This is a genomic window from Candidatus Enterococcus willemsii (genome assembly GCF_009933335.1).
In the GTDB taxonomy this organism is placed as follows: Bacteria; Bacillota; Bacilli; order Lactobacillales; family Enterococcaceae; genus Enterococcus_F; species Enterococcus_F willemsii.
In genome coordinates, this window is sequence record NZ_MAEL01000046.1 from 23,025 (window position 1) to 47,722 (window position 24,698).

22 protein-coding genes are annotated in these 24,698 nt (G+C 36.6%); 1 reads left to right on the forward strand and 21 read right to left on the reverse strand.

Translation table 11 applies throughout. From position 1 onward, the window contains the following. Window positions 1-90: 90 nt before the first annotated feature. From BAU17_RS09690 to BAU17_RS09785, 20 genes are all read right to left on the reverse strand, one after another. Window positions 91-1,830, reverse strand: coding sequence for a PRD domain-containing protein (locus BAU17_RS09690; protein WP_161902620.1), 1,740 nt, complete (start codon window positions 1,828-1,830; stop codon window positions 91-93). A gap of 203 nt (window positions 1,831-2,033) precedes the next feature. Continuing rightward, complete coding sequence (gene rbsK / locus BAU17_RS09695; RefSeq protein ID WP_161902621.1) at window positions 2,034-2,915, reverse strand: ribokinase; 882 nt, start codon at window positions 2,913-2,915, stop codon at window positions 2,034-2,036. Next, on the reverse strand, window positions 2,912-3,853 hold the full coding sequence (locus BAU17_RS09700; RefSeq protein ID WP_161902622.1) for a nucleoside hydrolase: 942 nt from the start codon (window positions 3,851-3,853) through the stop codon (window positions 2,912-2,914). The genes rbsK and BAU17_RS09700 overlap by 4 nt, the downstream gene beginning before the upstream one ends. Next, entirely contained in the window at window positions 3,834-4,649 is an 816-nt protein-coding gene (locus BAU17_RS09705) for an energy-coupling factor ABC transporter ATP-binding protein (RefSeq protein WP_161902623.1), read from the reverse strand. The genes BAU17_RS09700 and BAU17_RS09705 overlap by 20 nt, the downstream gene beginning before the upstream one ends. Beyond that, window positions 4,646-5,485, reverse strand: coding sequence for an energy-coupling factor ABC transporter ATP-binding protein (locus BAU17_RS09710; RefSeq protein WP_161902624.1), 840 nt, complete (start codon window positions 5,483-5,485; stop codon window positions 4,646-4,648). The genes BAU17_RS09705 and BAU17_RS09710 overlap by 4 nt, the downstream gene beginning before the upstream one ends. Beyond that, window positions 5,482-6,219, reverse strand: coding sequence for an energy-coupling factor transporter transmembrane component T (locus BAU17_RS09715; protein ID WP_161902625.1), 738 nt, complete (start codon window positions 6,217-6,219; stop codon window positions 5,482-5,484). Before BAU17_RS09715 ends, BAU17_RS09710 begins: the two co-directional genes overlap by 4 nt. Continuing rightward, entirely contained in the window at window positions 6,212-6,820 is a 609-nt protein-coding gene (locus tag BAU17_RS09720) for an ECF transporter S component (protein WP_161902626.1), read from the reverse strand. The genes BAU17_RS09715 and BAU17_RS09720 overlap by 8 nt, the downstream gene beginning before the upstream one ends. 118 nt (window positions 6,821-6,938) lie before the next feature. Further along, a complete protein-coding gene (locus tag BAU17_RS09725) occupies window positions 6,939-7,637 on the reverse strand; it encodes a Crp/Fnr family transcriptional regulator (RefSeq protein ID WP_161902627.1) in 699 nt (232 codons plus the stop codon). Window positions 7,638-7,758: 121 nt separating this feature from the next. Next, window positions 7,759-8,730, reverse strand: coding sequence for a LacI family DNA-binding transcriptional regulator (locus BAU17_RS09730; protein ID WP_161902628.1), 972 nt, complete (start codon window positions 8,728-8,730; stop codon window positions 7,759-7,761). Window positions 8,731-8,745: 15 nt separating this feature from the next. Then, window positions 8,746-12,021, reverse strand: coding sequence for a GH36-type glycosyl hydrolase domain-containing protein (locus tag BAU17_RS09735; protein WP_161902629.1), 3,276 nt, complete (start codon window positions 12,019-12,021; stop codon window positions 8,746-8,748). A gap of 17 nt (window positions 12,022-12,038) precedes the next feature. Beyond that, complete coding sequence (locus tag BAU17_RS09740; protein WP_161902630.1) at window positions 12,039-14,189, reverse strand: glycoside hydrolase family 3 N-terminal domain-containing protein; 2,151 nt, start codon at window positions 14,187-14,189, stop codon at window positions 12,039-12,041. Between the two features lie 4 nt (window positions 14,190-14,193). Next, window positions 14,194-14,958, reverse strand: coding sequence for an endonuclease/exonuclease/phosphatase family protein (locus tag BAU17_RS09745; protein WP_161902631.1), 765 nt, complete (start codon window positions 14,956-14,958; stop codon window positions 14,194-14,196). Continuing rightward, window positions 14,939-15,856 carry an acetylxylan esterase gene (locus BAU17_RS09750; RefSeq protein WP_161902632.1) on the reverse strand — a complete coding sequence of 306 codons (918 nt, stop codon included), beginning with the start codon at window positions 15,854-15,856 and terminating at the stop codon, window positions 14,939-14,941. The genes BAU17_RS09745 and BAU17_RS09750 overlap by 20 nt, the downstream gene beginning before the upstream one ends. Continuing rightward, window positions 15,849-16,442, reverse strand: a complete 594-nt coding sequence (locus BAU17_RS09755) for a YesL family protein (protein WP_161902633.1) — start codon at window positions 16,440-16,442, stop codon at window positions 15,849-15,851. Before BAU17_RS09755 ends, BAU17_RS09750 begins: the two co-directional genes overlap by 8 nt. Before the next feature lie 56 nt (window positions 16,443-16,498). Next, on the reverse strand, window positions 16,499-18,097 hold the full coding sequence (locus BAU17_RS09760; protein ID WP_161902634.1) for a type 2 periplasmic-binding domain-containing protein: 1,599 nt from the start codon (window positions 18,095-18,097) through the stop codon (window positions 16,499-16,501). A 17-nt stretch (window positions 18,098-18,114) separates the two neighbouring features. Beyond that, window positions 18,115-18,996 (reverse strand): carbohydrate ABC transporter permease, encoded by an 882-nt coding sequence (locus tag BAU17_RS09765; protein WP_002357901.1) that lies wholly within the window; start codon window positions 18,994-18,996, stop codon window positions 18,115-18,117. A 14-nt stretch (window positions 18,997-19,010) separates the two neighbouring features. Beyond that, window positions 19,011-19,922 (reverse strand): ABC transporter permease, encoded by a 912-nt coding sequence (locus BAU17_RS09770; protein WP_161902635.1) that lies wholly within the window; start codon window positions 19,920-19,922, stop codon window positions 19,011-19,013. Between the two features lie 551 nt (window positions 19,923-20,473). Beyond that, window positions 20,474-20,878, reverse strand: a complete 405-nt coding sequence (gene arsC, locus BAU17_RS09775; RefSeq protein WP_161902636.1) for an arsenate reductase (thioredoxin) — start codon at window positions 20,876-20,878, stop codon at window positions 20,474-20,476. 9 nt (window positions 20,879-20,887) lie between these two features. Continuing rightward, window positions 20,888-21,946, reverse strand: coding sequence for an ACR3 family arsenite efflux transporter (gene arsB, locus BAU17_RS09780; RefSeq protein WP_161902637.1), 1,059 nt, complete (start codon window positions 21,944-21,946; stop codon window positions 20,888-20,890). Continuing rightward, complete coding sequence (locus BAU17_RS09785; protein ID WP_161902638.1) at window positions 21,939-22,280, reverse strand: ArsR/SmtB family transcription factor; 342 nt, start codon at window positions 22,278-22,280, stop codon at window positions 21,939-21,941. Before BAU17_RS09785 ends, arsB begins: the two co-directional genes overlap by 8 nt. A 269-nt stretch (window positions 22,281-22,549) precedes the next feature. Here BAU17_RS09785 and BAU17_RS09790 point away from each other — a divergent pair, with 269 nt between their 5' ends. Then, window positions 22,550-23,545 carry a zinc-dependent alcohol dehydrogenase family protein gene (locus tag BAU17_RS09790; RefSeq protein WP_161902639.1) on the forward strand — a complete coding sequence of 332 codons (996 nt, stop codon included), beginning with the start codon at window positions 22,550-22,552 and terminating at the stop codon, window positions 23,543-23,545. 64 nt (window positions 23,546-23,609) lie between these two features. Here BAU17_RS09790 and BAU17_RS09795 read toward each other — a convergent pair whose 3' ends face one another. Continuing rightward, window positions 23,610-24,653: an NAD(P)-dependent alcohol dehydrogenase gene (locus tag BAU17_RS09795; protein ID WP_161902640.1), complete on the reverse strand. Its 1,044-nt coding sequence runs from the start codon at window positions 24,651-24,653 to the stop codon at window positions 23,610-23,612. Between the last annotated feature and the right edge of the window lie 45 nt (window positions 24,654-24,698).

The window sequence follows — 24,698 nt, forward strand, 5'->3', positions numbered from 1 at the left end:
TATGACATGTCTGATGTGTTTTATTATAAAAGAAACAAAAAAAAGAGCCATTCACTCTTTTTCCATCAAAAACAGAAAAAGAGTAAACAGCTAATCAGTAGCTAATAATTTACGGACAACTTGGTAAAATCTATTTAATTTATTATCTTGGATACAATAATTCGCAACAATCACTTTCTTTAAATGATGATCTTTGTATAAAACAGAATGGGCGAATTCATATATCTGAATCTGGCTTTTCTCAGTAAATGCTGCAAAATAGCCAATCTCTCCTTCTAATACCAAATCATATGTCTGATAATTCCCTAGATATTCATTTTGTAAAACATCAAGCAGATTTACTTTCAGTTGCACTTGAATAGTTGGTAATACGTATTTTCTTTCATCTTCAAGTAACTGCATTTGGTCTTCTCGTCTCAAGCATCCATCTAAGTATAGTTTTACTAAATCAATGTCTTGATTCATAAGCATTTTGGAGATTAGTAACGCTTGCGGGTTATTGACGATGACGGGAACTTCTGTCGTAACTACCATCAAGGTATTTACTTGGAGCTCTTCTTTTCTAGCTTGGTAATAATATTGTGGGAATACCTTCCATGAAATCTGCCTATCTTGAGTAATAGCCTCTAGCTTTTGAATGCTATCATGGATCAAACTTGGAGTACTATCACTAATGTATAAAACATTTTTAGTTTCTTTTGAAGGCTCTAAAAAACTAGCGAAGTAGGGAATAATATAAGCAATTTCTGATTCATGGATATCTAGTTGAAAAATTGGTAAAAAATAATCTCGAATAATCTGGGCAGTTAAAGGGTAGCTATTATTGATTGTTCTTTTCTCAAAATTAGCCACATCAATATCGTTTTCTTGGCGGATTTTCAATTTATGCATATGAAGTAAGAATTGCTTTTTTTGGTGAGCGTTCATTTTAATCTCCAGCCCGAACTCATCGGATATCTTTTGACAAAATAGGATCAATTGTTGTTCCAATACGTTATGACTTAGTAGTTTTTTCTCTGTATCGATGACATTTAATTCATTTAATTTTCTTTGGCAACTCCATAAATCCGATTCTGTCAATGTAAAACCTAAATCTTTTTGCACTGCATCATAAATTTCTAACATTAATTTTGAAACAGGAATGGGTAAAATGTTTTCATCAAATAAAAATTGCTGTTGATTTCGAACAATCGTAATTAACAAAAAATTATAGAAAGTTGTAAATGCCAACCCAGAGACATAATAATCATGTTTAATAAATAATTCTTGCACAATTGAGTATAGTTGATCCATCACACGGTTCAAGTCAAAACCGTCTTCTAGCAATGGCAAAGTACTTGTATTTAAAAAGAAATATTTAGCAAGAAAATTTCTTTTTTGTAACTCGGACCATGGTATACGTAATCCTTTTATAGAAGACACCTCAATATATTTACGTAAACGCCAAGATTTATCTAAATGACGACTCAACATCGATTTTGATAAAAATAAGTGATTGGCTAAATTTTCCATACTAATATAATCTCTTTCAAACAGTAGAATCATCAAAATTTGATTCGTCCGATCTTTGTCAATGTATTCTTCTTGATTTAACTGAAAAGATTGCTCGATTAACTGTTGTGTCTGTGAGCTGATATGGTTAAGTGAGTAGCCTTTTTTCGAATCGTACGTAATCTGTTCTTCAAACGAAAGCAACTGATTAAGTCCTTTTATTTCATTTTTAACTGTTTTTTCTGATGTTTGTAATACATTCATCAAGTATTTTAACTGAATGCCATCAGTCATACTTGCAATGTAAGATAAGATTAGTAATTGGCGATACGTCAGCATATTCCCTTGCTCCTTTTTGAGACCTTCTACCCTTTTCCCTCAACTTATTTCTTATTTTCAAGTTTAGCGAATCTTAGCTATTCGTCAAGTGGTTGTTAGTGGTTATCATTTTAATTAATAGAGTCTATAACTAAAAAAAAGTGTTGAAAGAAACTGAAATTATTTCTTTCAACACTAAAATTTATCTAGTAATTTAATATTATTTATTTGATAGTTATAATTTCCCCTAACCTCGGCATCCCTTCCTGTGCACCTTTTTTAGTTACAGAAAGTGCAGCGGATTTGTTGCCAAATTGAATGGCTTCATCGATGGATTTCCCTTGAACAATTGCTAAAGCAAAGGCACCATTAAATGTATCCCCTGCACCTGTCGTATCGACAGGTACAACTTTTTCAGCTGGTACGAGACGAATCTCGTTGCCATCGTGAAACATCACTCCATTTGCCCCTAATGTAATGATTAATTTATTAGGATATTTTTTTGCTGCCTCTTCTAAGGACAATTCTGGAAATAACTCTCGGCATTCTGTTTCATTTGGTGTTAAAAAGGTGAGTTTGTCCATCAGTTGATTCGCTTTAAGATCTGTTGGGGCAGGGTTATAAAGAACTGGTACTTGCGCTTGCTGACAACAGTCCATTACATAATCAATCGTCTCATGTGGAATTTCATTTTGTAACACAACTAAATCATAGTTCAGCCATTGATTGCCTAGTTGTTCATGAACAAATTGTGGCGTTACTGATTCGTTGGCACCCGCTACCACAATAATGCGATTGTCATTATCTACCAGAAAAATATGTGCAGTACCCGAAGAACGTTGCTCGTCAATGCCTATCAAGTGTGTACCGACAAGATTATTTTCTAGATTAGCTAAAATCGTCTGACCGTATGCATCTTTTCCTACACAACCTAATAAATCAACTTGACCACCAAGACGTGCAATAGCCACTGCTTGATTGGCACCTTTGCCTCCACAAAAAGTTTCGATAGAATGTCCTTTAATCGTTTCTCCTTGCTTCGGCATCCGCGTAGCTTCAACAGTTAAATCGACTGCCATCGAACCCACAACTAAAATTTTGCTCATCTATTTTCCACCTGCCTATCTAGTTTTTTCAAAGAGTCCACGAGTAATTCAACAAACTTTTCACGATTGACTTCTTGAAGCACAAACGTCTGTTTAGGTTCTTCTGCAATTCGTCGGAAGTCACCATAAGTTAATCCTCTAGCTGGTGAATTATCTGTAATTACGTGAATATCTGCTTGGACTCCATTGAATATATCCGGTCTTAATAGATAGGCAATCGCACATAAATCATGGATAGGAGAATCAATAAAACCAAATTGACGACCCGATTGATTGTAAAATGAGAGTAATTCGTACGCTAGGTTACTGACTTTGCCACCATTTTGTAATGCATTAATTTCTTGAACAGTAATTTCAGCTTTTTCAGTTACATCTAGCCCTGCCATAATAATTGGTATGCCACTTTGAAAAACAATCTCAGCAGCTTCTGGGTCAACATAGATATTAAATTCCGCCAAAGCTGTTTGGTTGCCGTGGCTGATTCCACCACCCATTAAAGAGATGGCTTCGATTGCTGGGACAATATCTGGATGAGTTTTAAGAAGCAAAGCAATATTGGTTAACGGACCTAACGCAACTAAAGTCACTTTTTCAGTCGATGCTTGAATCATTTGATATAAAAATTCCACACCAGTCAAGTCACTTACAGGGTACGATTCACCGTCAAAGTAAGGACCATCCATCCCACTTTCACCATGTGCTTCGGGTGCAGTTTTTAACGCTTTGACTAATGGGCCTTCTTGTCCTTTAGCCAAAGGAATCGTTACATCTAGAAAATGCAAAATATTTTTGGCATTTTGGGTAACCTTCGTTAACGTTTGATTGCCACCAATTGTCGTGATTCCGAGCACATTTACTGCTTCTGAATGGGCAAGAGCAACCATAATTGCTAACGCATCATCATGCCCTGGATCGCAATCAATCAGAATATTTTTCATTTGCTAAAACCTTCTTTCCTAATTCCTCCATCGTTAACACATCTTGAATCCCCACTGCTTTTGCTAGCTGACAAATATACGGCTGCTTTAATGCACTTAATTCAAGTAATGATTCGTCCCAAAAAATTTCTCTTGGTGTACCATCTTTTCGTAGTTGTTTTTTTGCAAAAACTAACACACGTTGAAATTCTTTGGCAACAAACTCCATATCATGGGTAATTGTAATTACAGCTTTATTACGTGCCGATAATTCTTTCATTAATCGACCTAATAATTGCCTTGACTCGCGGTCTTGTCCAGCAGTAGGTTCATCTAAAATAATGACTTCCGGATCCATTGCAATGACTGCAGCAATCGTAATAAATTTTCGTTTAGAGTAAGGTAAATTATACGGATGCTCTTTCAACTCATCGGATAAACCACATAGCGCTGCTGCTTCTCGTACACGTTTTTCAACTACTTCTGGCGCTAATTTTTGTCTTTTCGGTCCGAAAGCAATTTCTTTCTCAATTGTTTCTTGGAAAATTTGATCGTCCGGATTTTGAAAAACATAGCCTACATATTTTGACATTTGGGCTGTTGTCATTGTATTCGTTGGTTTTCCATCAATGAATAGCTCACCTTTTGTTGGTCGTAATAAGCCATTCATTAATTTGACAGTCGTCGTTTTCCCTGCACCATTTTGACCCACAATCGCAACAGTTTCTCCCAATTCAAACGCGACAGAAACATGTTGGGTGGCTTCAAAGCCATTCGGATAAGTAAAACCAACATCAGTTAACTTTAAAAAGCTCATACTAATCTATCTCCTTTTAATTTTTCAATCGCTTCTGTCATCGTAATTGGAACAGATTCTTGTTGTCGTAATTGTTCAAGATAAAAAATCGCAACTTGAGGCAACGAACCCCCATATTCTAAAATAGAAGAATCACTTAACACTTGATGAACCGTTCCACATTTTCGTAGGTAACCATCTTCTAATAAAATGATATCATCACAATATTCTGCTAATAAATCGACTTTATGTTCCACGATAAGAATAGTTTTTCCTGCTTGTTTTAACCTATCGACAATTTGAAAAATTTCTTCGGTACTTTGTGGATCTAATTGCGACGTTGGTTCATCGAGAATAATAATTTCTGGATCAAGTGCAACGACGGAAGCCAAGGCTACTCGCTGTTTTTGTCCACCCGATAATTCATAAGGATTTTTATCCTTTAATTCTTCCAATTTGAATAAGGTAATCAATTCTTCGACTTTTTCGTGCATGTCCGCTGAAGATACCCCAATATTTTCCATGCCATAGGCAATTTCTTCTGCTACTGTATCTTTGACACCTGAAATTTGGGTAAACGGATTTTGCGATGAATAGCCCATTTCAGAAGCTAATGAACCAATATTATAATCTTGTACAGATTTATTTTTGTAACGTACCTCACCATCTAATTGACCTAAAAAGATTGCTGGAATAAACCCTCTAATAATATTGCATAGGGTCGTTTTACCAGATTGATTGCCACCAATAATTCCGTATACCTTCCCTTGTTCGATAGACAAAGAAAGGTCTTTGATTGCAGGTATCTCATCCAATGGATATTTATATGTCACATTTTTTAACTCAATAATACTCATAATGGACCTCCTACAAAATAAATGATTAATACAATGAGACAAAGCAAAACAATCGTATAGTCAAGGGTTGTTTTTTTGATAGAATAGTACGCTGTTTTCTTGGCTGAAGAAGAAAAGCCTCTTGCTTCTAATGTTAATACTCGTTCATCTGTTTGCTGAATTGAGGTTAGAACTAATGGTCCCATCATCGGGATAAAAGCTTTGATACGCGTGAGCACGGAACCTTCTGTTTCAATCCCACGTGCACGTTGCGCATCAGTAATCGTTTGCGACAACTTAGTCATTTGCGGAATTAATTGAATTGTTGCAGCAATCACGAAAGTAATTTTTTTCGAAATTCGTGCTTTCTCTAAAGCAAAAATAATGTCTTTCACACTGGTTACTTGGAAAAACCAAATAATGATGGAACTAATGGCAACAATCCGTGATGATAAGTTGATACTATTATCCAAGCCTAGCTGAGAATAGCTAATAAACCACCAGATTGACTGACTATCTTCATTTTTGACAATAAATACTTGAATTAAAAAGATAAAGAGAACGATTAAAAAGATTGATTTAAAAAAGGTGTTTAAAAAACGAGAAATGGTTCCTGCTGCGACACTTAAGATAAGAGCAACACCGAAAAGCACATATTGAACCATTGGCAAAGTTGAAAACATACTAATAATAATGACCGTTAACAAAATCACTAATTTTGTCGAAGGATACCATTTTCCGATTACACTAGACATGCTTCAACGCCTCCTTTTTAATATAAGTAGCCCCATAATTTAGTTTGATTAAAAATCTTGGTGGGATACGTTTAATAATTAAATAGCTAATTGCAAAATTTAACACCGTATTAATCGTACCTGTAATCATATTTGTAGAAAAAACCGAGTTCCATAATTGACTGCCCGCAGCTAAAAAGGCAGCTGTTACCAAATCAGTTCCTGCACCAGTGACTCCACCAAACATAAAGACCGTGACAATTGCTGCAGCGCCCGCAGAAACAATCGTTAAAATGATACAGGCAACAATCATACCAAGAATATTTTTGAAAAATTTAAAACGTGAAAAATAGCCGGCAAATAATCCGATACTTACCGAAACTAAACCAAATGGAATAGCTACTGGATTCAACATACCATTGACAATATTTCCTAAAAGTCCTGTAACTAATCCCACCCAAGGCCCGGCGACCATCGCAACTAGATACGTCCCAATCTGATCAATAAATACTGGCAACTTTAAAATCGTACATAACTGATAGCCCACGACATTTAACGATACCCCTACTGGTACAAGCATTAATGCTTGTAGGCCAAAATCATACCTGATTCCTCGTTTCATTTCTCTTCCTACTTTCCTCTTTATTTTCATTAAAATGTAAGAGTTTTCTTAACATATTTAGTATATGAAGAAATCAAAAAAAGCGAAAGGACATCTGTCCCTTCGCAGGAATTTTTTGCTATAAATGAATAGCTTTTTTTAAGCGCTGATATTCATCTTCACCAAGATAAATTTTTCGTTTCTCATTCATAATTTCTTGATTTTGACGTAGCTTCAGCAACGAACGCCCGACAGTACGGATACTCATCCCCAATGTATTCGCAATTTTTTCCCTTGTTTCAGTTACTTCAAGTCGTTGATTATCACTTGCATGCTCTTCATAATATGAAATCAAGAAGAAGCGCAAACGGTCGACGCCTTCATAACGATAAAGAAGTCCATCATTGCCTGAACGTGCATAAAGATCGCTTGCCAAAAGATTAATGCTTAATCGCAACAATTCAACATCTTGCATAATCCAATCATAGACAATTGTTGAAGGGACCTGTACTGCCTCAACTTTAGTTAGACAAGTAATTGTCGCAATCATTTCTTCTTTCTGTGCGAGTACTTCCAATAATCCCACACTACCGTTATTCTTACCTAATTGAAAATAGCTATACTCATTCCCATTTTCATAATTACGAACACCCAGTACTACACCATTAAGAATAAAATAAACTGAGGAGGGAAAGTCACCTCGCATAACCATTGTCTCATTGGGCTCAAAATGCCGAATCGGAAATTGATTTAATTCTTTGTCTTGGATAGTGCTGTAATTAATGATATTTTCACGACTATATTGCTGCCATTTTTCTCGCAAAAGTTTCTTTTCCATATCATTTCTCCCTTACGAATGGGTAATTCTCTTAACATAACAAAAAGATACCATGGAAATAATTATACGACAAATTTTTCCATGGTATGCTTTTCATTAACTAATATTCACTCTCTATCTATTATACATTGTTTACTGGATATGACTCTCCTGGAATAAAAGTAGTATAGATAGATTCATCATCCACTTCTTCCCCTTGCTTCAATTTAATAATTTTTTCTGCAGCAATCATGCCCCAACGATGCTTTGAATAAGCAATTGTTGCTAATCGAGGTTGAATGACCGCCCCCAATGCAGTGTTATCAAAACCAATAATTCGAATGTCTTTTCCAATAACTAAATTTCTTTCTTTTGCATATTTGTAAACACCTATTGCCATTTCATCATTAAAAGCAAATATATCAATTGGTTCTGTCTTAGATTGACTCAGAATTTTTTTTGCCGCCTCATAGCCAGAAGGTTCAGTGAAATCTCCTTGAATAATTTCATATGGTATTCTAAAACGAGTCAATTCTCGTATACTAACAGCCAGTCGTTCCTGACTATCATATCCTTTTTCTGAACCAGAAATCAGAATAACCTTTTTTGAACCCATATTAACAAATTGTTCAATCGCTTGTGTGGCACCTCCGCGATTGTCCAAGAGAACTTGTCGAATGTTTGCATGCTCAGTTGTTCGATCGAGAACCACAATAGAATGGCCTCGTTCAGCAAGATTTTCAATTTCTTTTGTTGGAAATGTCCAATCTAAAATAATTGCCCCATCTACCATTTTTTCTGGAATAAAAAGATGTGACTTTTTACCACTACAAACAATCATTTCATAATCAAATAGCGCTAACCCTTTCTTTATTCCTTCCAATAATTCACCATAAAAACTACCACCGTAATCGGCTAAATAAACACCAATAATATTGGTTTGACGACGTTTTAATGTACGAGCGGCCATGTTAGGAACATAGTTTAGCTCTTCAGCAATGGCTTGGATACGCGCTCTAGTTTCTTCGGTTACCTTTGAACTACCATTCAAAGCGTAAGATACAGTTGAAATTGACACGCCTGCTTTTTTTGCAATATCTTTAATTCCTACCATGGACTACTCTCCTTTCTAATGGTAAATTTCTATAACACTTGCTTCATTTAATAATGAAAGCACCTCGTCTTTTTGAACTTCCATTCCCCCTTCTCGATAAGGGTTTTCTTCAAACTTAAACGGAACTTCTTGACCATCGATAACTATTTTCGCTGACTGATTTGGGTAAAATTTATACGTGACAGGTTTATTAAACAATTGGTAAGTTAGTGCTAAACCAGACAATTTTTCTGGTAACATGGGATCGAAAACCACACTTTGGGCCTTTTGCCGAATCCCTAAAACAGCTGTAATTAATTGATTTAAATAAATTCCCGGCCCGCTTGAATAAATTCGCCAGCCACCTTTTACCCCAATACTTCCATCTTTTAGTTTACCAAAATTTTCTTGTGATTCATACCTTGTTTTAAAATCGCCATCGGAACTACTAAAATAGGCATTCGCTTGACGGAACTCTGCATTGTGAACCACTTCTTTTAATTGAACTGGATTGATTTGCATTAACGCTTGCCAGGTTTTGTCTCGCTGACCAATTTTCGCCATCGCTTCTGTATAGCGAATGTGCGCATGTACATACTGTAAGCCAATTTCGCGACCAAAATTAGCCGCCTGTTCTGCTCGTTTAAAATTAGTGCTCACACCACCTTGATAGTTCGCCGGTTTGTTCATTAAGCGCACGCCATCAGGAAACGTTAATTCTTTTTCAATAATTTCTAAATGATGACTTACTTGTTCCGCTGTTAATAATTCAGCTAACATACTACGAGTCATTGGCAATAATCGATATTGAATCCCTGTTTTTTGGTCATTTGGGTGAATCATTTGTTCAAAAGTTTCTGGCGTTTCCATATAAATAAACCCTGGAATCGTTTCATCCGCCAACATATATTTTTGAAAATCGTTCTTTATTCCTGCGACTAAAATTGTTAAGTGCTGACTATAAGTAGCATCGATTTCCGTAATTAAATCCGCAAATTTTTTCAACACTTGATACGTTAAAGCAACGGTCCAACTACTAGCCATTTGCTCTTTAAGACGATTATCATAAGGTTGTAACGTGTCATCCCAATCGCCGTCGCCATAACAGGATAGAAAAGTTTCTGGTAAAAAATGTTGTTCGATATAATTTATTTCTTTTTTCAAATGTTCAAATAAGGAAGCTGTTTCTTTTGTTTTATGATTATCTTTGCGACTTGTATAAGGGATTTCCGTAGCTAAGATTGTATAATCTGCAGTTTGCTCCAAATAATCAGTCACTACTTTCAATGGCCAGACGATAATATCACCATGGCTTTCACTGGCTTTTTGTTCTTCGTATCGGTCAAACATAAACCATTGTGGCCAGTTACCATCGTCCTCAAATTGATTTTCAAATAGATGCTGAATAATGGCGGCCACGATCTTAGGCTGTTGCGTCGCCAAGAAAAATTCGGTCGGTCCTTGCGATACATCACGTGTGCCCCAAGCTGCTCCGCCATACTGTTCTAAGCCATGTGGCGACAAATAATGAACGAGCATATTATGAGTATACCAACGGGTTAATTGATTCATTTGCTGCACACTTGAGTCTGTGTGTTTTAACTCAAAATGATGCAACAAGCCATTAATGAATGCCAAATATTGACTTTCTGCTTTTTCAAAATCTAATGGTATATTGACTAATGCTTGGTCCTCTATACTTCCCGAAATAAGTAGTGAAAATTTTTGGGTCTTTTCGATTGCTAAGACTAATAAGTCCGCTTCAGCTCCACCAAATAATGTGCTATCGGTTACTTGAAATGATTTGTCGACTGTCAATACATAGGTTAGTTCTGGGTAATAGTTTTTTGTGGCAGAATGATTTCCCGTCACTCGTAGCGTCTTGCCAGTTTGTTCTAATTGATAGGTTGGTACTTCTTCAGGTCCTAATAACAAATGGTTAGAAACAGCCCACATATATGCATCCTTTTGACTGGTAACTTCCAATTGAATCACTCTTGAATCAGGCGAAGTGAAGGTGCGTACACGAATTGTATCTTTTGGCAACTTATAATACCACGTAGCAGAGTTCAACCCCATTTCAAAAGCAGAAGGCATTGTTAGTAAGCGCCATAAGCCATCCTCTAAAATGTAGATTCGTTGACCAGAGCGTTTCATAACGTTTAAAGCGTTTCGGCTATTACTCATTAATTTATTCATGGTTGTATTCCCTAAGACCACTTGTGAATTGAAAACGCCATACATATACACTGTCGTACTAAGCAAAGGTTCGTCAACCGTTAAGCCTTTACCACTTAATAAAATGTGGCCATGCGCTCTTTCCATGGCAATTTCTTTTTCTTGAAGAACAACGTGATGGTAATTTTCCGTGAAAAAAGAATACGTCTGACCTGCTACTTTTTCAATTTGTGTCTGAATGGGATAAAGTGCGGCCAACTCTTCTTCTGTTAATGGATTTCCTGTGATAGGTTCTCCTAAAAGTTTCGTAGGATAGTCCTTTGTTTCTTCTAATGAATCGAATGTCACAGTTTCATAAATAGCTTGTAAGGCTTCTTTCGATAAAAAAGGTTCAGCTAATGCTTGCGGATGTGTTTCTGTTACCGCACCATAAAAAACAAATTCCTTACTTTCATTCGTTAATTGGACGGCTTCCGTTTGTAAAGCGGTGTAAGCAAATTCATATTGATAGACTTCATTTGCTAAATATCTTTTCCTCAATGTTTCTGGTGTGTTCGTTTGTTTAAATGAACGCCCGAAAAATTGATAGCCATCCGTTGAGTAGCCTGCTAATTTTTGAAAACTTCCTTGAATAAGGGCTGGAAACTTCTCATTTTGCGGTTGATTTTGTCTTGATAAAACAACCAGCTCTTCGCCCTCTTGCCAAATGTGATGATCAAGATACTGCGACACATAAGCTTCATTTGACTGAACGGCTCCTTTTGTCCCTAAGCCAATATCTTGACCATAAACAATATCTACTAAGCCAGTTCCAGTGACATTAACCCGCCAGAACCATTGATTGCTTGGTCCCAAACGAAAGTCAACTTGGTAACGAACCGCTTCAAATTCGCCCCGCCATGTCAATTGGTTATCTGAAAGATAAAAATCACTTTGACTGTTGGAACCAATCATTGGTCGATAATTAATTGTGTCCCCTGTAATTATCCGCAAATAGAGTTGATTCATACTACCGTCTAAAGGATTACCTTCTAATTGATTAATCATCATACCACAGCTATTCAATTCTTTTAAATCACCTGTCTCTAGAAATGTAGCGACTGTGTCTGCTTGCTTAAGATTCTTTATCTGCATAACTTATCCTTCCCATCTTATTCATTTAACGTGACTGTTGCGGTTTGTACATCGCGACTATTTCCACCAATCATTACGATAAATTCACCTGCATCACTGGTTACCTGATTATCTGAATGAACATAGCGCACCATATCCTCTGAAAGAAGAAACTGAACTTCTTTTTCTTCCTTTGGTTCCAGCCAAACTTTTTGGAAATCTTTTAACTCTTTAATTGGGCGAACCACTTGTCCCACCAAATCACGTACATAAAATTGCACGGTTTCCTCTCCAGCGATTGGACTGTCATTTCTTACTAAAACAGAGACCGTGACTGGTTGTTCTTCGGTAAATGTTAATGCACTTAGTTGAATTGGTTGATAAGAGAAATGACTATAACTTAAGCCAAATCCAAAGGGATATTTAGCGTAATTAGAGACATCTAAATATTTAGAAACATATTTTTCTTCTGGTGCTGACTCATAAGGACGCCCAGTATTGTCGACATTGTAAAAAATTGGCACTTGACCAACCGTTTCAGGAAACGACATACTTAAACGACCACTTGGATTGTACTGTCCCCACAAAATTTCTGCTAGCGCATTGCCCCCTTCTGTTCCAGGTTGCCAAGCTTGCACAATTCCTTTTGCAACATCTATCCCTTGTAAATCTAAGGGCCGGCCACTGTAGACCGTGACAACAACATTGGGATTTTTCTCAATAATTTGTGCCACTACTGCTAACTGTTTTTCGGGTAGACGAATATCACTGCGACTGGCAGCTTCCCCACTCATCCAATCTGTTTCGCCTAGTGCCACTACTACTTTATCTGCTTGACTAGCTAACGTTAAAGCCTCTTCAATGGCCGCCGCGGTCGGTTCAAAGTAATCAAAGGGTTCTTGGGCAACTAGAAGACTTGTGGTTAATTTTTTGGCCCCAGCCACGAGGGAAATGGCTTCTTCTTTCTTTCCTTGCCATGACCAAGCCCCTAAAATATCTTGTGATTGGGCCCCTGGACCGACAAGCGCGATTTTTTCTTGCGGTGTAAAAGGCAAAATATTTTCATTTTTTAAAAGAACCATTGATTTTTGAGCAATCTTTTTAGCTATTTCTCGATGTTCTTTGCTTAAAATCACTTCTGCTTCTGCTTGTTCATCCGCACCACGATAGGGATTTTCAAATAAGCCTAGCTCATTTTTTAGTTTTAAAATTCGCATAACTGCTTCATCAATAAGTGTTTCAGCAATCCGGCCTTCTTCAAGTAATTCTTTTAAATAATCTGGATAACACGTGGTCATCATTTCAATATCTACACCAGCTGTGATAGCCAATTCTGCTGCCTGTTTTTCATCTTTGGCAACACCATGAGAAATTAATTCTTTAATCGCTCCCCAGTCTGAAATCACAACTCCTTCAAAGCCAAATTCATTTCGTAATACGTCTCTAAACAGCCATTGGTTGCCTGTAGCAGGAATCCCATCCACTGTATTGAAGGACGTCATGACAAGTTTTGCACCCGCATCTAATCCAGCTTTATAGCCAGGTAAATACATTTCTCTTAGCTGCCGTTCAGACATATCTACCGTATTATAATCCCGACCACCTAAGGCACCACCATATGCCGCAAAGTGCTTGACGCACGCGGCTACTCGCCAATTGTCCTCTTTTAAATTTTCTCCTTGGTAACCTCTAACCATTGCAGCAGCTAAGCGGCTGTTGAGTAATGGATCTTCACCTGTTGACTCCATTACACGTCCCCAACGTGGATCGCGCACTAAATCAACCATTGGCGAAAAGGTTACATGTAATCCTGAAACAGCAGCTTCTTTTGCTGAAATCTCCGCCATTTTTTCAACCGCTGCTTCATCCCAAGTGCTTCCTAAAGCCAAAGGAATCGGAAAGATGGTTCTGAAACCATGAATAATATCCGCCATTAAAAGTGTTGGAATATTTAATCGATGATTTTGCATGTATTCTTTTTGAACACGTTTTGCTTCATTTGCACCGGAAACACCCAGTGTTGTCCCAGCCGTATCAATCGTTTCTTGACTTAGTCCTAGCTCTGACATAGGGCCGGTCTTTTCTTCTGCTTTATCTGAATAAAACGCTGCTGCTAATTGTAATAATTGATTAATTTTCTCATCAATCGTCATTTCTTCGACTAATTGAATCAGTTGATTTTCTTTCATACTCTCACCTTTCTTCAATACATACTTCTGCTTCTAAAGGAAAATGGTCGGAGGGAAAACGTCCATCGATACTATCTGTTAAACTTGCGGTTTGCTGCACTTGCCAACCTTTTGCATAAATATAATCAATTTCTTCTAGTTCCGCCCAAGGTTTTGTGTAAGTAAAATTTTGAAATGTTCCTCTTGGGCCATAATGAGTAGCTAAATTTTTGCTATCTTGAAATTTTTTTTGAACAAGTTGATGAACCTCTTCCCCCGACTCTGCATTAAAATCGCCCATTAACAAGGTTGGATACTGTGCAATTTTGTCATGTAACTCCTCTAAGATAACGGTCATTCCTGCTAAACGAGCATGAGCAGAAAGATGATCCAAATGAACATTGATGACTAAAAAAGGCTCATTTTGAGTCGTTTCCTTAAATAGTCCCCACAAAGCAATTCTTGGACAGCCAGCTTCAGGATGGATACTTGGCTGCTGAGGTGTTTCAGATAACCAAAAATACCCTGTATCAATAGCCTGAACTTTTTGTTCGTTATAGAGAATCGCTAGTCCTTCTCCTTGACCATCCCCTTCTCTTTCCGCAGAAAGACAGGTGAATGTTGTATACGCCTTTAAATCCCTGACTTGATTCGGTCGTACTTCTTGAATACAACAAAGACTCCAATTATGAAAATTGATTAACTGACAAACAGCCTCTTTACGAAAAGACCATTGCCAATCTTGGTCATACTCTGTATCTACCCGGACATTATACGTAGCTATTTTCATTTTTAACCTCCTGCAATAGTTGTTGAATTTGACGCATCTCACGACGGATTTGGGTTGTTTCACCGCCACCATGGCCTTTTTTCCAATACACTCTGACTGCTTTTCTTGCCTTTATCTGATGATAAGAATGGAAAAAATCTTTCATTGGACATATCGGATCGTGACTCCCAACAGAAGCAAAGACTGGATTTTTAATTTGCGAAACAAAGTGACGACTATCAAAATAAGGAAGAACCGCGGCAATTTTTTCATGCGCTTGAGGATGCTCTTGTAAGTACTGATGAATAATTTGATACGAACCCGTTCCTTCTGCTACTCGATTTTCTAAACAAGAATGACTTGGAACATCTGCAAAAGTAGCTAAAATCGGGAAGTCAACTAAACTGTTCACCATTAACACTACGCCACCCCCTTGGGAACCACCACGAAGAATGATTTGGTCCTGATTAATTTCAGTAAAAGTCCGCACCACTTCTACGCTACGTAAATGGTCGGCAAACAAGCGTCGTTGGTACCAATCTTCTTTGTCTAGAAATCCTCGTCCCATTGGTGCTTCATGCCAAATTGTTTGATATGGCACACGATCTTTGGTTAATCCCCCTTGACCTCGATTATCAATGACAAAACAAGCACAACTAATTTGTGTCCAATGAGCAAATTGCCAAGGTTCTTGAATATGATTCATATAGCCTAAACAATCAATCACTATTGGCTGTTTCCCCGCCGTTTTAGGAAGTAACAAATAGCCAAAGATGCGCTCACCTAAGAAACTTAAAAAGTTGACCTGTTCAACTTGAACATTTTCCAATGGATAGTCAATGACCCGCCGATGGATATCTAGCGGTATTTTTTGAAGTTCTTCCTTGGTCTTTTGCCAAAACTCAAAATACTCATTCATGTTCTACACCTAACACTTTCTGAAAAAACGCTACTTGAAGAAAAGCCGTTGTCCCGAATCCTAACGCAATATATAAAAACAAATTAAGCTTATAGAAAAAAACAAACGTTAAAAGAGGTAAAATAAACAAAATAATCGCATTGGCACTATTACTTAAGACCACATAAACCGTCTCACCCAGTGTCTTTTTAACGGACCAATTAAAAACGGAAAAGAGAAAAAGAAAACTCGTCAAAAATAATGCAACAAAACTTAATAGAAAAATAGCTAAGAAACCTAAACGGGTGGCTATTTTAAATAAACTTGTTACAACGATACCGCCCAGTAAAAAAGCAACGAACAAGACACCTATTAAAATAAAACCTCGCATGATATTATTTTTTAACGCTGTCCAAAACGTTCGCAAAACAGGAATATCTTTTTCACGATACAAACGATAGATTGTTCGATACAACGCAATTAAGCCGACACCGCTAAAGATGCCTGTTATACAGGTAATTAAAAAGAGAAAATTAATAATGATTAGGTTGGCAATAAAAGAAAAAATCCGATAATACCAACCTTCATATGCAAATAGCTTATTCATATTAAAAGAGAAAAGCGGATTTCTCGTTGCTTTATCCGCTTTTCTCTCCTCCTCTCTTACTTAAGTTTGTCTCTGTTTTCAGCCATTTTCTCAGATTTTATTTTTTCAATTGCATCCCATTTATTTGATTTTAAGAATGCTTTGTAGTCTTCTAAAGATTTGTCAAAGGCTTTATCATCTTTCGCACGAATCATTGAAATAACGGTTGTATTTAGTTTGGTTTCAATCGCTTCATTCGCACGAGCTTCCGGCGTTCCCGCATCTGGATTAATATTTTCAATTACGAAATGTGGGACTAATTTTCCTTTGCCCCATTCTTGCATTTGCGTTAAAGCACTTTCCATTGGCACTTTTAGTTTATTGACACGGTCGTTGTTAAAGTATAGGAAACGACTAATGCCATATTTTTTGTTATAGGCATCATTGTCTGTTTGTTCTAATTTTTTCACTTCTGGTAAATAATCAATTTTCCCTTGATCATTGTACGCATAAGTAACTCCTTCAACGCCATATTTTGTTAAAATTTGTCCCGGTTCATCAATTAAATATGTGAATAGTTGAGTGACTTTCGCTGGATCTTTCGCATCTTTCGTAATGTAATTACTTAACCAACCTGAAATGCCGGTTTGATTTAATGTTGGTTTTCGGCCAGAAGTACTACTTGGTCCATCAATGGCTATATAACGTGTGCCAGATTTTTTCATAAATTCTGTAAAGTTCCCACCTTGACCACTGGTTCCAGCAACGAGCATGCTTGCATAATTTCCTTGTTTCACTTTTTCATCAAACGTCGCCCCATCATCTGTGAAGCTATCATCACTAATATTGCCTGCTCGGTAAACATCATTAAATGTTTTTAACCATTCTAAATATTCTTTATCTAAATTTCGATCATAGTATTTACCATTTTTATCCTCTAAAGGAACACCTAGGAAGTCTTGTAATTTGTCTAAAAATGGTCCTGCACCATCGCCCACTGTGGTGAAGCCCATTGGGGTCATCTCAGGATATTTTTCTTTAATCTGTTGCATGACCTTTTCAAAATTTTCTGGTGTTGAAACGTCTGGCTTGCCTAATGCATTATAGACATCTTCACGAATAACAAAATTATCATTTACTGGGATATTTCCACTTTCATAATCCGCTTTTGTATTAGAGTAATTAGGGTAACCATATGTTTTTCCATCCTCTAAGGCATACCATTTAAACGTATCTTGGTTGACAACTTTCATTAAATAGGGGTCATATTTTTTAGCTAAATCATTTAAAGAATAGGCCCAAGAATCTGCTTTCAATGCTGCTTGTCCAGTTTTTTCAGTTAATGTCACGATATCAGGCATATCTCCACTTGAAATCATAGCATTTAATTTTGAATCATCGCCGGAAATAAATTCAATATCTACATTTAAATCTTTTTTAATTTGTGCAGTCGTCACGTCTTTGCCAAAAGGTAACGACGTCCAATCTGAGTTAATATACCATCTAATTTTAGTAGTCTCTTTCTTCTTATCTAACTTCCAAGCAGGCGTCTTTTCATCTAATTCATACCGATCCTTAATAGAGACATCTGAGCTAGCTTTCTTTTCCCCACCGCTACATGCTGCTAAACTAACGACCGCCGTTGCCACTAATAAACCGCCTAAAACTTTTTTCATATTGTTCCCTACTTTCTTTATTCTTTTACTGCACCGGCCATCATACCGCCGATAAAGTGTTTTTGTAGTAATGGATAAATAATTAAAATTGGTATCGTTGTAATAACAATTGTTGCAAGTTGAACACCACGCGTTGTTGCCTGCACCACCATATCTGTACTGCCGCTCTCTGTCATGGTACTCAAGTTAGATTGAACAATAATCTCATAAATTTTCATCTGCAATGGATACAAATATTCTTTGGTAATGTATAATTTCGTGGTCATAAAGTCATTCCATTGACCAACCCCATTAAATAAAATGATGGTGGCTAATGCCGGTTTTGTTAGAGGTAAAAAAATTTTATAAAAAATTTGAAACTCACTAGCTCCGTCTATTTTGGCGGATTCTTCTAAAGATGGTGGAATTTCTCGGAAAAAGTTCATTAAGATAACCACATCATAATAGCTAAATAAAGCTGGAATGATATATACCCAGAAGGTATCTAAGAGTCCTAATGACTTAATCAAAAGATACGTGGGAATCATACCCCCACCAAAGTACATTGTAATAACGCCCATCGTTGTATAGATATTACGCCCGACTAATCTAGATTTACTAAGTCCATAGGCGACAATCGCACAGAACAGCGTATGCGTCGACGCACCGATGACTGTTTTTAAAACAGAAATCAAAAATGCTCGCGGAATGCTACTATCCGAAAAAACCTTCCGATAATTTTCTAGCGTAAATCCTTTCGGCCATAAAACTAAGCCTTTGCCGGCTAAGCCCGAACTTGACGAAACTGAGGAAACTAAAATATTCCAAATTGGCACGATAATTAATAAAGAAAACAACACAAGAATTAACGTATTAAAAAAGTAAAACCATTTGTTTTCTTTTGATTTTCTTTTAATCACAGCTGTTACCTCCTTTATAAAATAACCGACCGTCCATTGTTCATTTTTCTAGTAATGCGATCTGTAATGACTAATAAAACAATTGAAATAACAGAAATCCCTAAACCAACTGCTGTCGCATAAGAAAAGTCCCCTTGTGTTAGCCCCATACGATAAACAAATGAATTAATTACTTCTGATTTGTTTTGGTTTTGAGCATTCATTAAAACCAACGTTTGATCTAGGTTTGATCCCAATAAACCGCTAACATTTAGAATTAAGTTCAACGAAATAATCGGCGCTAATAGGGGCAAAGTAATCGTTCGGATTTGTGTTAATTTTGAAGCACCATCAATTCTCGCCGCTTCATAAAACGTTGGATCTATGCGAGACATGCCAGCAAGATAGAGAATTGTTCCCCAACCTACTTCTTTCCACAAATCAGAAAGAACAGCAATCCACCAATACTTATCAGGATCTAATAAATGATTGACACCCTGATTCATTAAGCCTAACGACATCATGATTTGGTTGATAAAACCACTTGTTGAAAGCCACGAAATCAACATGCCTCCTAACACAATCCAAGAAAAAAAATGAGGAATATATGAAATCGTCTGAATCACCTTTTTTAAATACCCATCTCTCATTTCAAAAATCATTATCGCTAATATAATTGGAATCGCAAATCCTAAAAAAAGTTTCATTAAACTAATCGCTAAGGTATTACGAACCGCTTCCCAAAAAAAACTATCTTCCATAATGATTCGAAAGTTTTCAAGTCCAACCCATGGTGCAGAAGAGACTGTATCAATAATCGTATAATTTTTAAAAGCAATAATAATTCCATAAATCGGAATATAGTTAAAGACAATCATAAATGCTACCCCCGGAAGCACCATCCAATGTAATTGTCGTTGATCATAAAACTTTTTTAGTTTTTTCATATACAGGGTTCCTTTCTTTTTAGTGAAACGTTTCTATAGAAGATTATACAACTCCTCCATGAAAATGTAAACCCTTTCTTTTTGTATTTTTTGTAAAAGTATTTAAACACGCTGTATACAATATAAAAAGGTATTTTTACTATTGTATTTTATAATAGAAAAATAATATCTAAAAACATTTTACAGAAACGTTTCACCGAAAAGTATCCATCTATGCTTAAAACTCTTCTTTGCGCCAGCATCAATTTTTAATTAGTTTCTCCCTTGTTTCTTGATAAAAAGTCCCTTTCTTTTTCTATAGAACACAAAAAGAGCGTAAGCAAACAAAATTCTCTTCTCCCTTGGAGAATGTGTCTTGAAAGCTTACGCCCAACCTAGTCTTCTATGAAATTAATATTACCTTCACAAAGATAGATTTCTTTGTTATTTTCATATTTAAAAATAACTATTTTTTCATTCTAATTCAAACAGTTTTTTTGAATACTCATTCTTCTGTATCGGTACGATAAACAGACATTTTAAGCATATCTTCAGAACTATAATAGATTTTTTCACATCAGCTCTTGAATTTTTTGTTTGATTATCTCACGTGTTGCTCTAAACTGATCCATAATTTCTTCTTCCGTCCCAATTGCTTTCGCTGGGTCTTCTAATCCCCAGTGAATATGGGTTGCTGTTTGCGGAATCACTGGACAATTATCTTTTGCATCTCCGCAAAGCGTGATAATCAAGTCGGCTTCATTGAAAAACGCTGGATCAATTAAATCGGATGTGTGAACGGTAATATCAATGCCATCTTCTGCCATTACTTTAACAGCTCTTGGATTTAAACCATGTGTTTCAATCCCTGCACTTCGCACTTCGTAGCCATTCTCAGTTAAATATTTTTTGCCATACCCTTCGGCAATCTGACTACGACATGAATTTCCTGTGCATAAAAAATAAACTTTTTTCATTTTTTCTCCTCAATTCTTCGCTGGATGGAACCACCCACGAGTTTTATTAACTAATTTTACAAGAAGTAACATCACAGGTACTTCTGTTAACACTCCAACTGTACACACAAGAACAACAGGTGAATTAACACCAAATAAGGTAATCGCCACAGCAACTGATAATTCAAAGAAATCTGACGCACCAATTAAGGCTGCTGGAGCTGCCACATTATGTGGTTGTTTAGTTAATTTACAAGCAAAATAAGCAAAATTAGCGGTAATAACATTTTGTAGTACTAAAGGGACCGCAATCATTAAGACATGCCAAGGATTACTGATGATAATATTTCCTTGATACGTAAAAATTATGATTAAAGTTAAAAGCAAACCAATTGTCGTAATGGGATCAAACTTCGGTAAAAATTTTGTTTCAAAATAAGTAAGTCCTTTATATCTAATCACGAAATAGCGCGTTAACGCACCACCAACCAAAGGAACCAAAACAAACAAGGCGACAGAAGCAAAAAGAATGCCCCAAGGAACAAAGACATTGTTAATTCCTAGTAATAAAGAGACAATTGGAACAAATAACACAATAATCAATAAATCATTAATCGATACTTGAACCAGTGTATGTGCAGGGTCACCTTTTGTTAAGTTACTCCAGACAAATACCATCGCAGTACAAGGCGCTGTTCCTAACAATACTGCTCCAGCAACGTAATCTCTTGCTAAATCAGTTGGGATAAAATTTTGAAAAACAACAAAAAAGAAAAAGGTCGCCAAACCAAACATAAGAAATGGTTTAATTAACCATGCTGTAATACTTGAAATAGCCAATCCTTGATAATTCTTCCGCACGTCTAAAATTGACTTAAAATCGATTTTCATCATCATTGGAAATATCATAATCCATGTTAAGACAGCGATTGGAATATTGGTATTTGCCACTTGTATTTTTTCCAGTTCTTGCGAGAAACTAGGGAAAAATTGCCCAATTAAAATGCCTAACGCCATACAAAGTAAGACCCATACTGTTAAATACTTCTCAAAAAAGTTAATACCTGTTGCTTCTTGTTTTTTATTCATGTATGCTCACCATCGTTTCTTTAGAAGTACATTGGTTTGCCTCATGACAAATACAACTTGATTCATCGGAGAACAGTTGTGTCATTGATTGATCAAATTCTTCAACAAATGATTCTGTGAGCTGGTAATAATGCCAAAGTCCTTTTTTTGTGACTTGAACAATGCCAGCTTTTTCTAACACTTTCATATGATGTGATAGTGTTGGTTGTGTAAAATCAAAATGTTCCAAAATATCGCAAGCACACATCATGCCACAAGATAGAAGATCGATAATTTTTAGCCGTTTAGAGTCAGCTAAAGCTTTCAATATTCCAGCTGTTTTTTCATAATCCATCTTTCTCCTCCTAATATAGATAGATATCTATCTATAAATATAGGCGTTCATCTATATTATGTCAAACGGTAGCTATCACAGTTTGTGTCATAATTTAGCAAGGAGTATTATATTTAGCGTTTCATTCCGTTACAAAACATGGGATTCTCTTTACGTAAAACGAGATGTAACAATCGAAAATTTTCAACCTTTTATGAAGATAACTTTCAATTAGAAAACGTTTTATTATATAATGAAGCAGAATATTATTTTGCGAGGAGAGAATGTTTATGAAAGCTCTTGTTTTAACTGAGAAACAAACAATGACGATACAAGATTTAGCTATCCCAGAAATCACAGCCGATGAGGTTTTAGTGAAGGTCAAATACTGTGGCATTTGCGGAACTGATGTACACATCTTTAATGGTGAACCTGGGTCGGCTGAAGTAACCCCACCTGTTGTGTTAGGACATGAATTTGCAGGTGAAATTGTCAAAATCGGAGAAAATGTCACACAGCTAGCAGTAGGCGACCATATTGCAGTTGATCCGAATATGTATTGTGGCCATTGCCAATATTGTCGTCAAGGACGCATACAATTATGCGAAAATTTATCTGCACTAGGTGTGACAAGAAATGGTGGAATGGCAGAATATTGCGCTGCTCCTGCTAATGCTTGTTTGAAATTAGCTGTAGACTTACCTTTCGAATATGGGGCAATGGTCGAACCATTAAGTTGTGTCCTCCATGGATTTGATCAAATTGATCCAATCACACCAGAGACTACTGTCTTAATTATCGGTGGTGGCTTTATTGGCTCTTTATTCTTACAAACAGTGCAACTGTATTCTCCGGCCAAAGTGAATGTCTGTGAGTTAAATAAAGAAAAGCATGCTCAACTTCTTGCTTTAGGTGCCGATGAAGTTTACAGTTCAACAGACGAATTAACAGAGAGCTTTGATTTGGTTATCGAATGTGTAGGTAGAAAAGAAACAAGTGAAGCAGCTATTGCCACTGCAAGCAAAGGGGCAAATATTTTATTGTTTGGCGTCCCTTCTCCTAACACAAAGTTAACGATTCCTGCATTTGATATTTTTAGTAAAGAATTAAAAATTACGAGCTCGTTTATCAACCCATTTACTTTATCAAAAGCGGTGCATTTATTAAATCAAGGGAAAATTCAATTGGCGCCTCTACTTTCTCACAAAATCCAACTTGAATCCGTGCCAGAAATTTTGGCAAACTATCCAGCATTTGGGATCACAAAAGCGATTATCGAATTATAATAGCTATGCTATGTACAAAAAAACGTCTTACCTAACTATTTATAGGCAAGACGTTTTTTAGCTATTAAATTGTTTTTGTATCAATCACGAAACGATAACGCACATCTGAACGAAGTACGCGTTCGTACGCTTCATCAATTTTGTCTGCAGAAATTAATTCAATTTCTGGTGTAATATTGTGTTTTCCACAAAAATCTAACATCTCTTGTGTTTCTTTGATACTACCAATGGCAGAACCGGCAAACGAACGACGCCCAGAAATCAAGCTATCAATATGCACCGGTGCAGCCTCTGCTGGTGCGCCAACATTGACCATTGTACCATCTAATTTCAATAAACTTAAATAGCTATCAAAATCAAGAATCGCACTTACCGTATTAATAATTAAATCAAAAGAATTTTTTAACGTTTTAAATGTTTCTGAATCAGATGTGGCATAATAATCGGTTGCGCCAAAACGTAATCCGTCTTCTTTTTTGCTAAGTGTTTGCGAAAGAACTGTTACATTCGCGCCCATCGCACGAGCTATTTTTACTGCCATATGCCCTAGGCCACCTAAGCCAACAACTGCAACATTTTTACCAGCAGCTTGCCAATGATTCAATGGTGAATAAGTTGTAATGCCTGCGCATAACAAAGGCGCAGCTTTTTCTAATGGAATAGTATCGGGAATCCGTACCACAAAGTCTTCAGACACTACGATATGTGTAGAATAACCACCTTGCGTATAATCACCATATTGATCCACATCAGCGTAGGTGTCAATAGGGCCATTCGAACCTTCACAATATTGTTCTTCGCCATCTTGGCAATGTTCACAATGCCCACAAGAACCGACCATACAACCAACGCCTACACGGTCACCTACTTGATATTTTTGTACGGCAGTACCTGTTTCTTTCACAATCCCTGCAATTTCATGACCTGGAACGAGTGGGTACTCTACTTCGCCCCATTCTCCACGTACGGTATGAATATCAGAATGACAAATCCCTGCATATTTGATTTCAATCAACACATCTTTTTCATCTAAGTCTCTGCGTGTGATTTCTGTTTGTTGAAATGGTTCAGTTGCACCAAAAGCGGCTCTTGCTTTTACGTTGTACATTGAATCTCCTCCTATTACAATCTGACACTATTTTACAACTTAAAG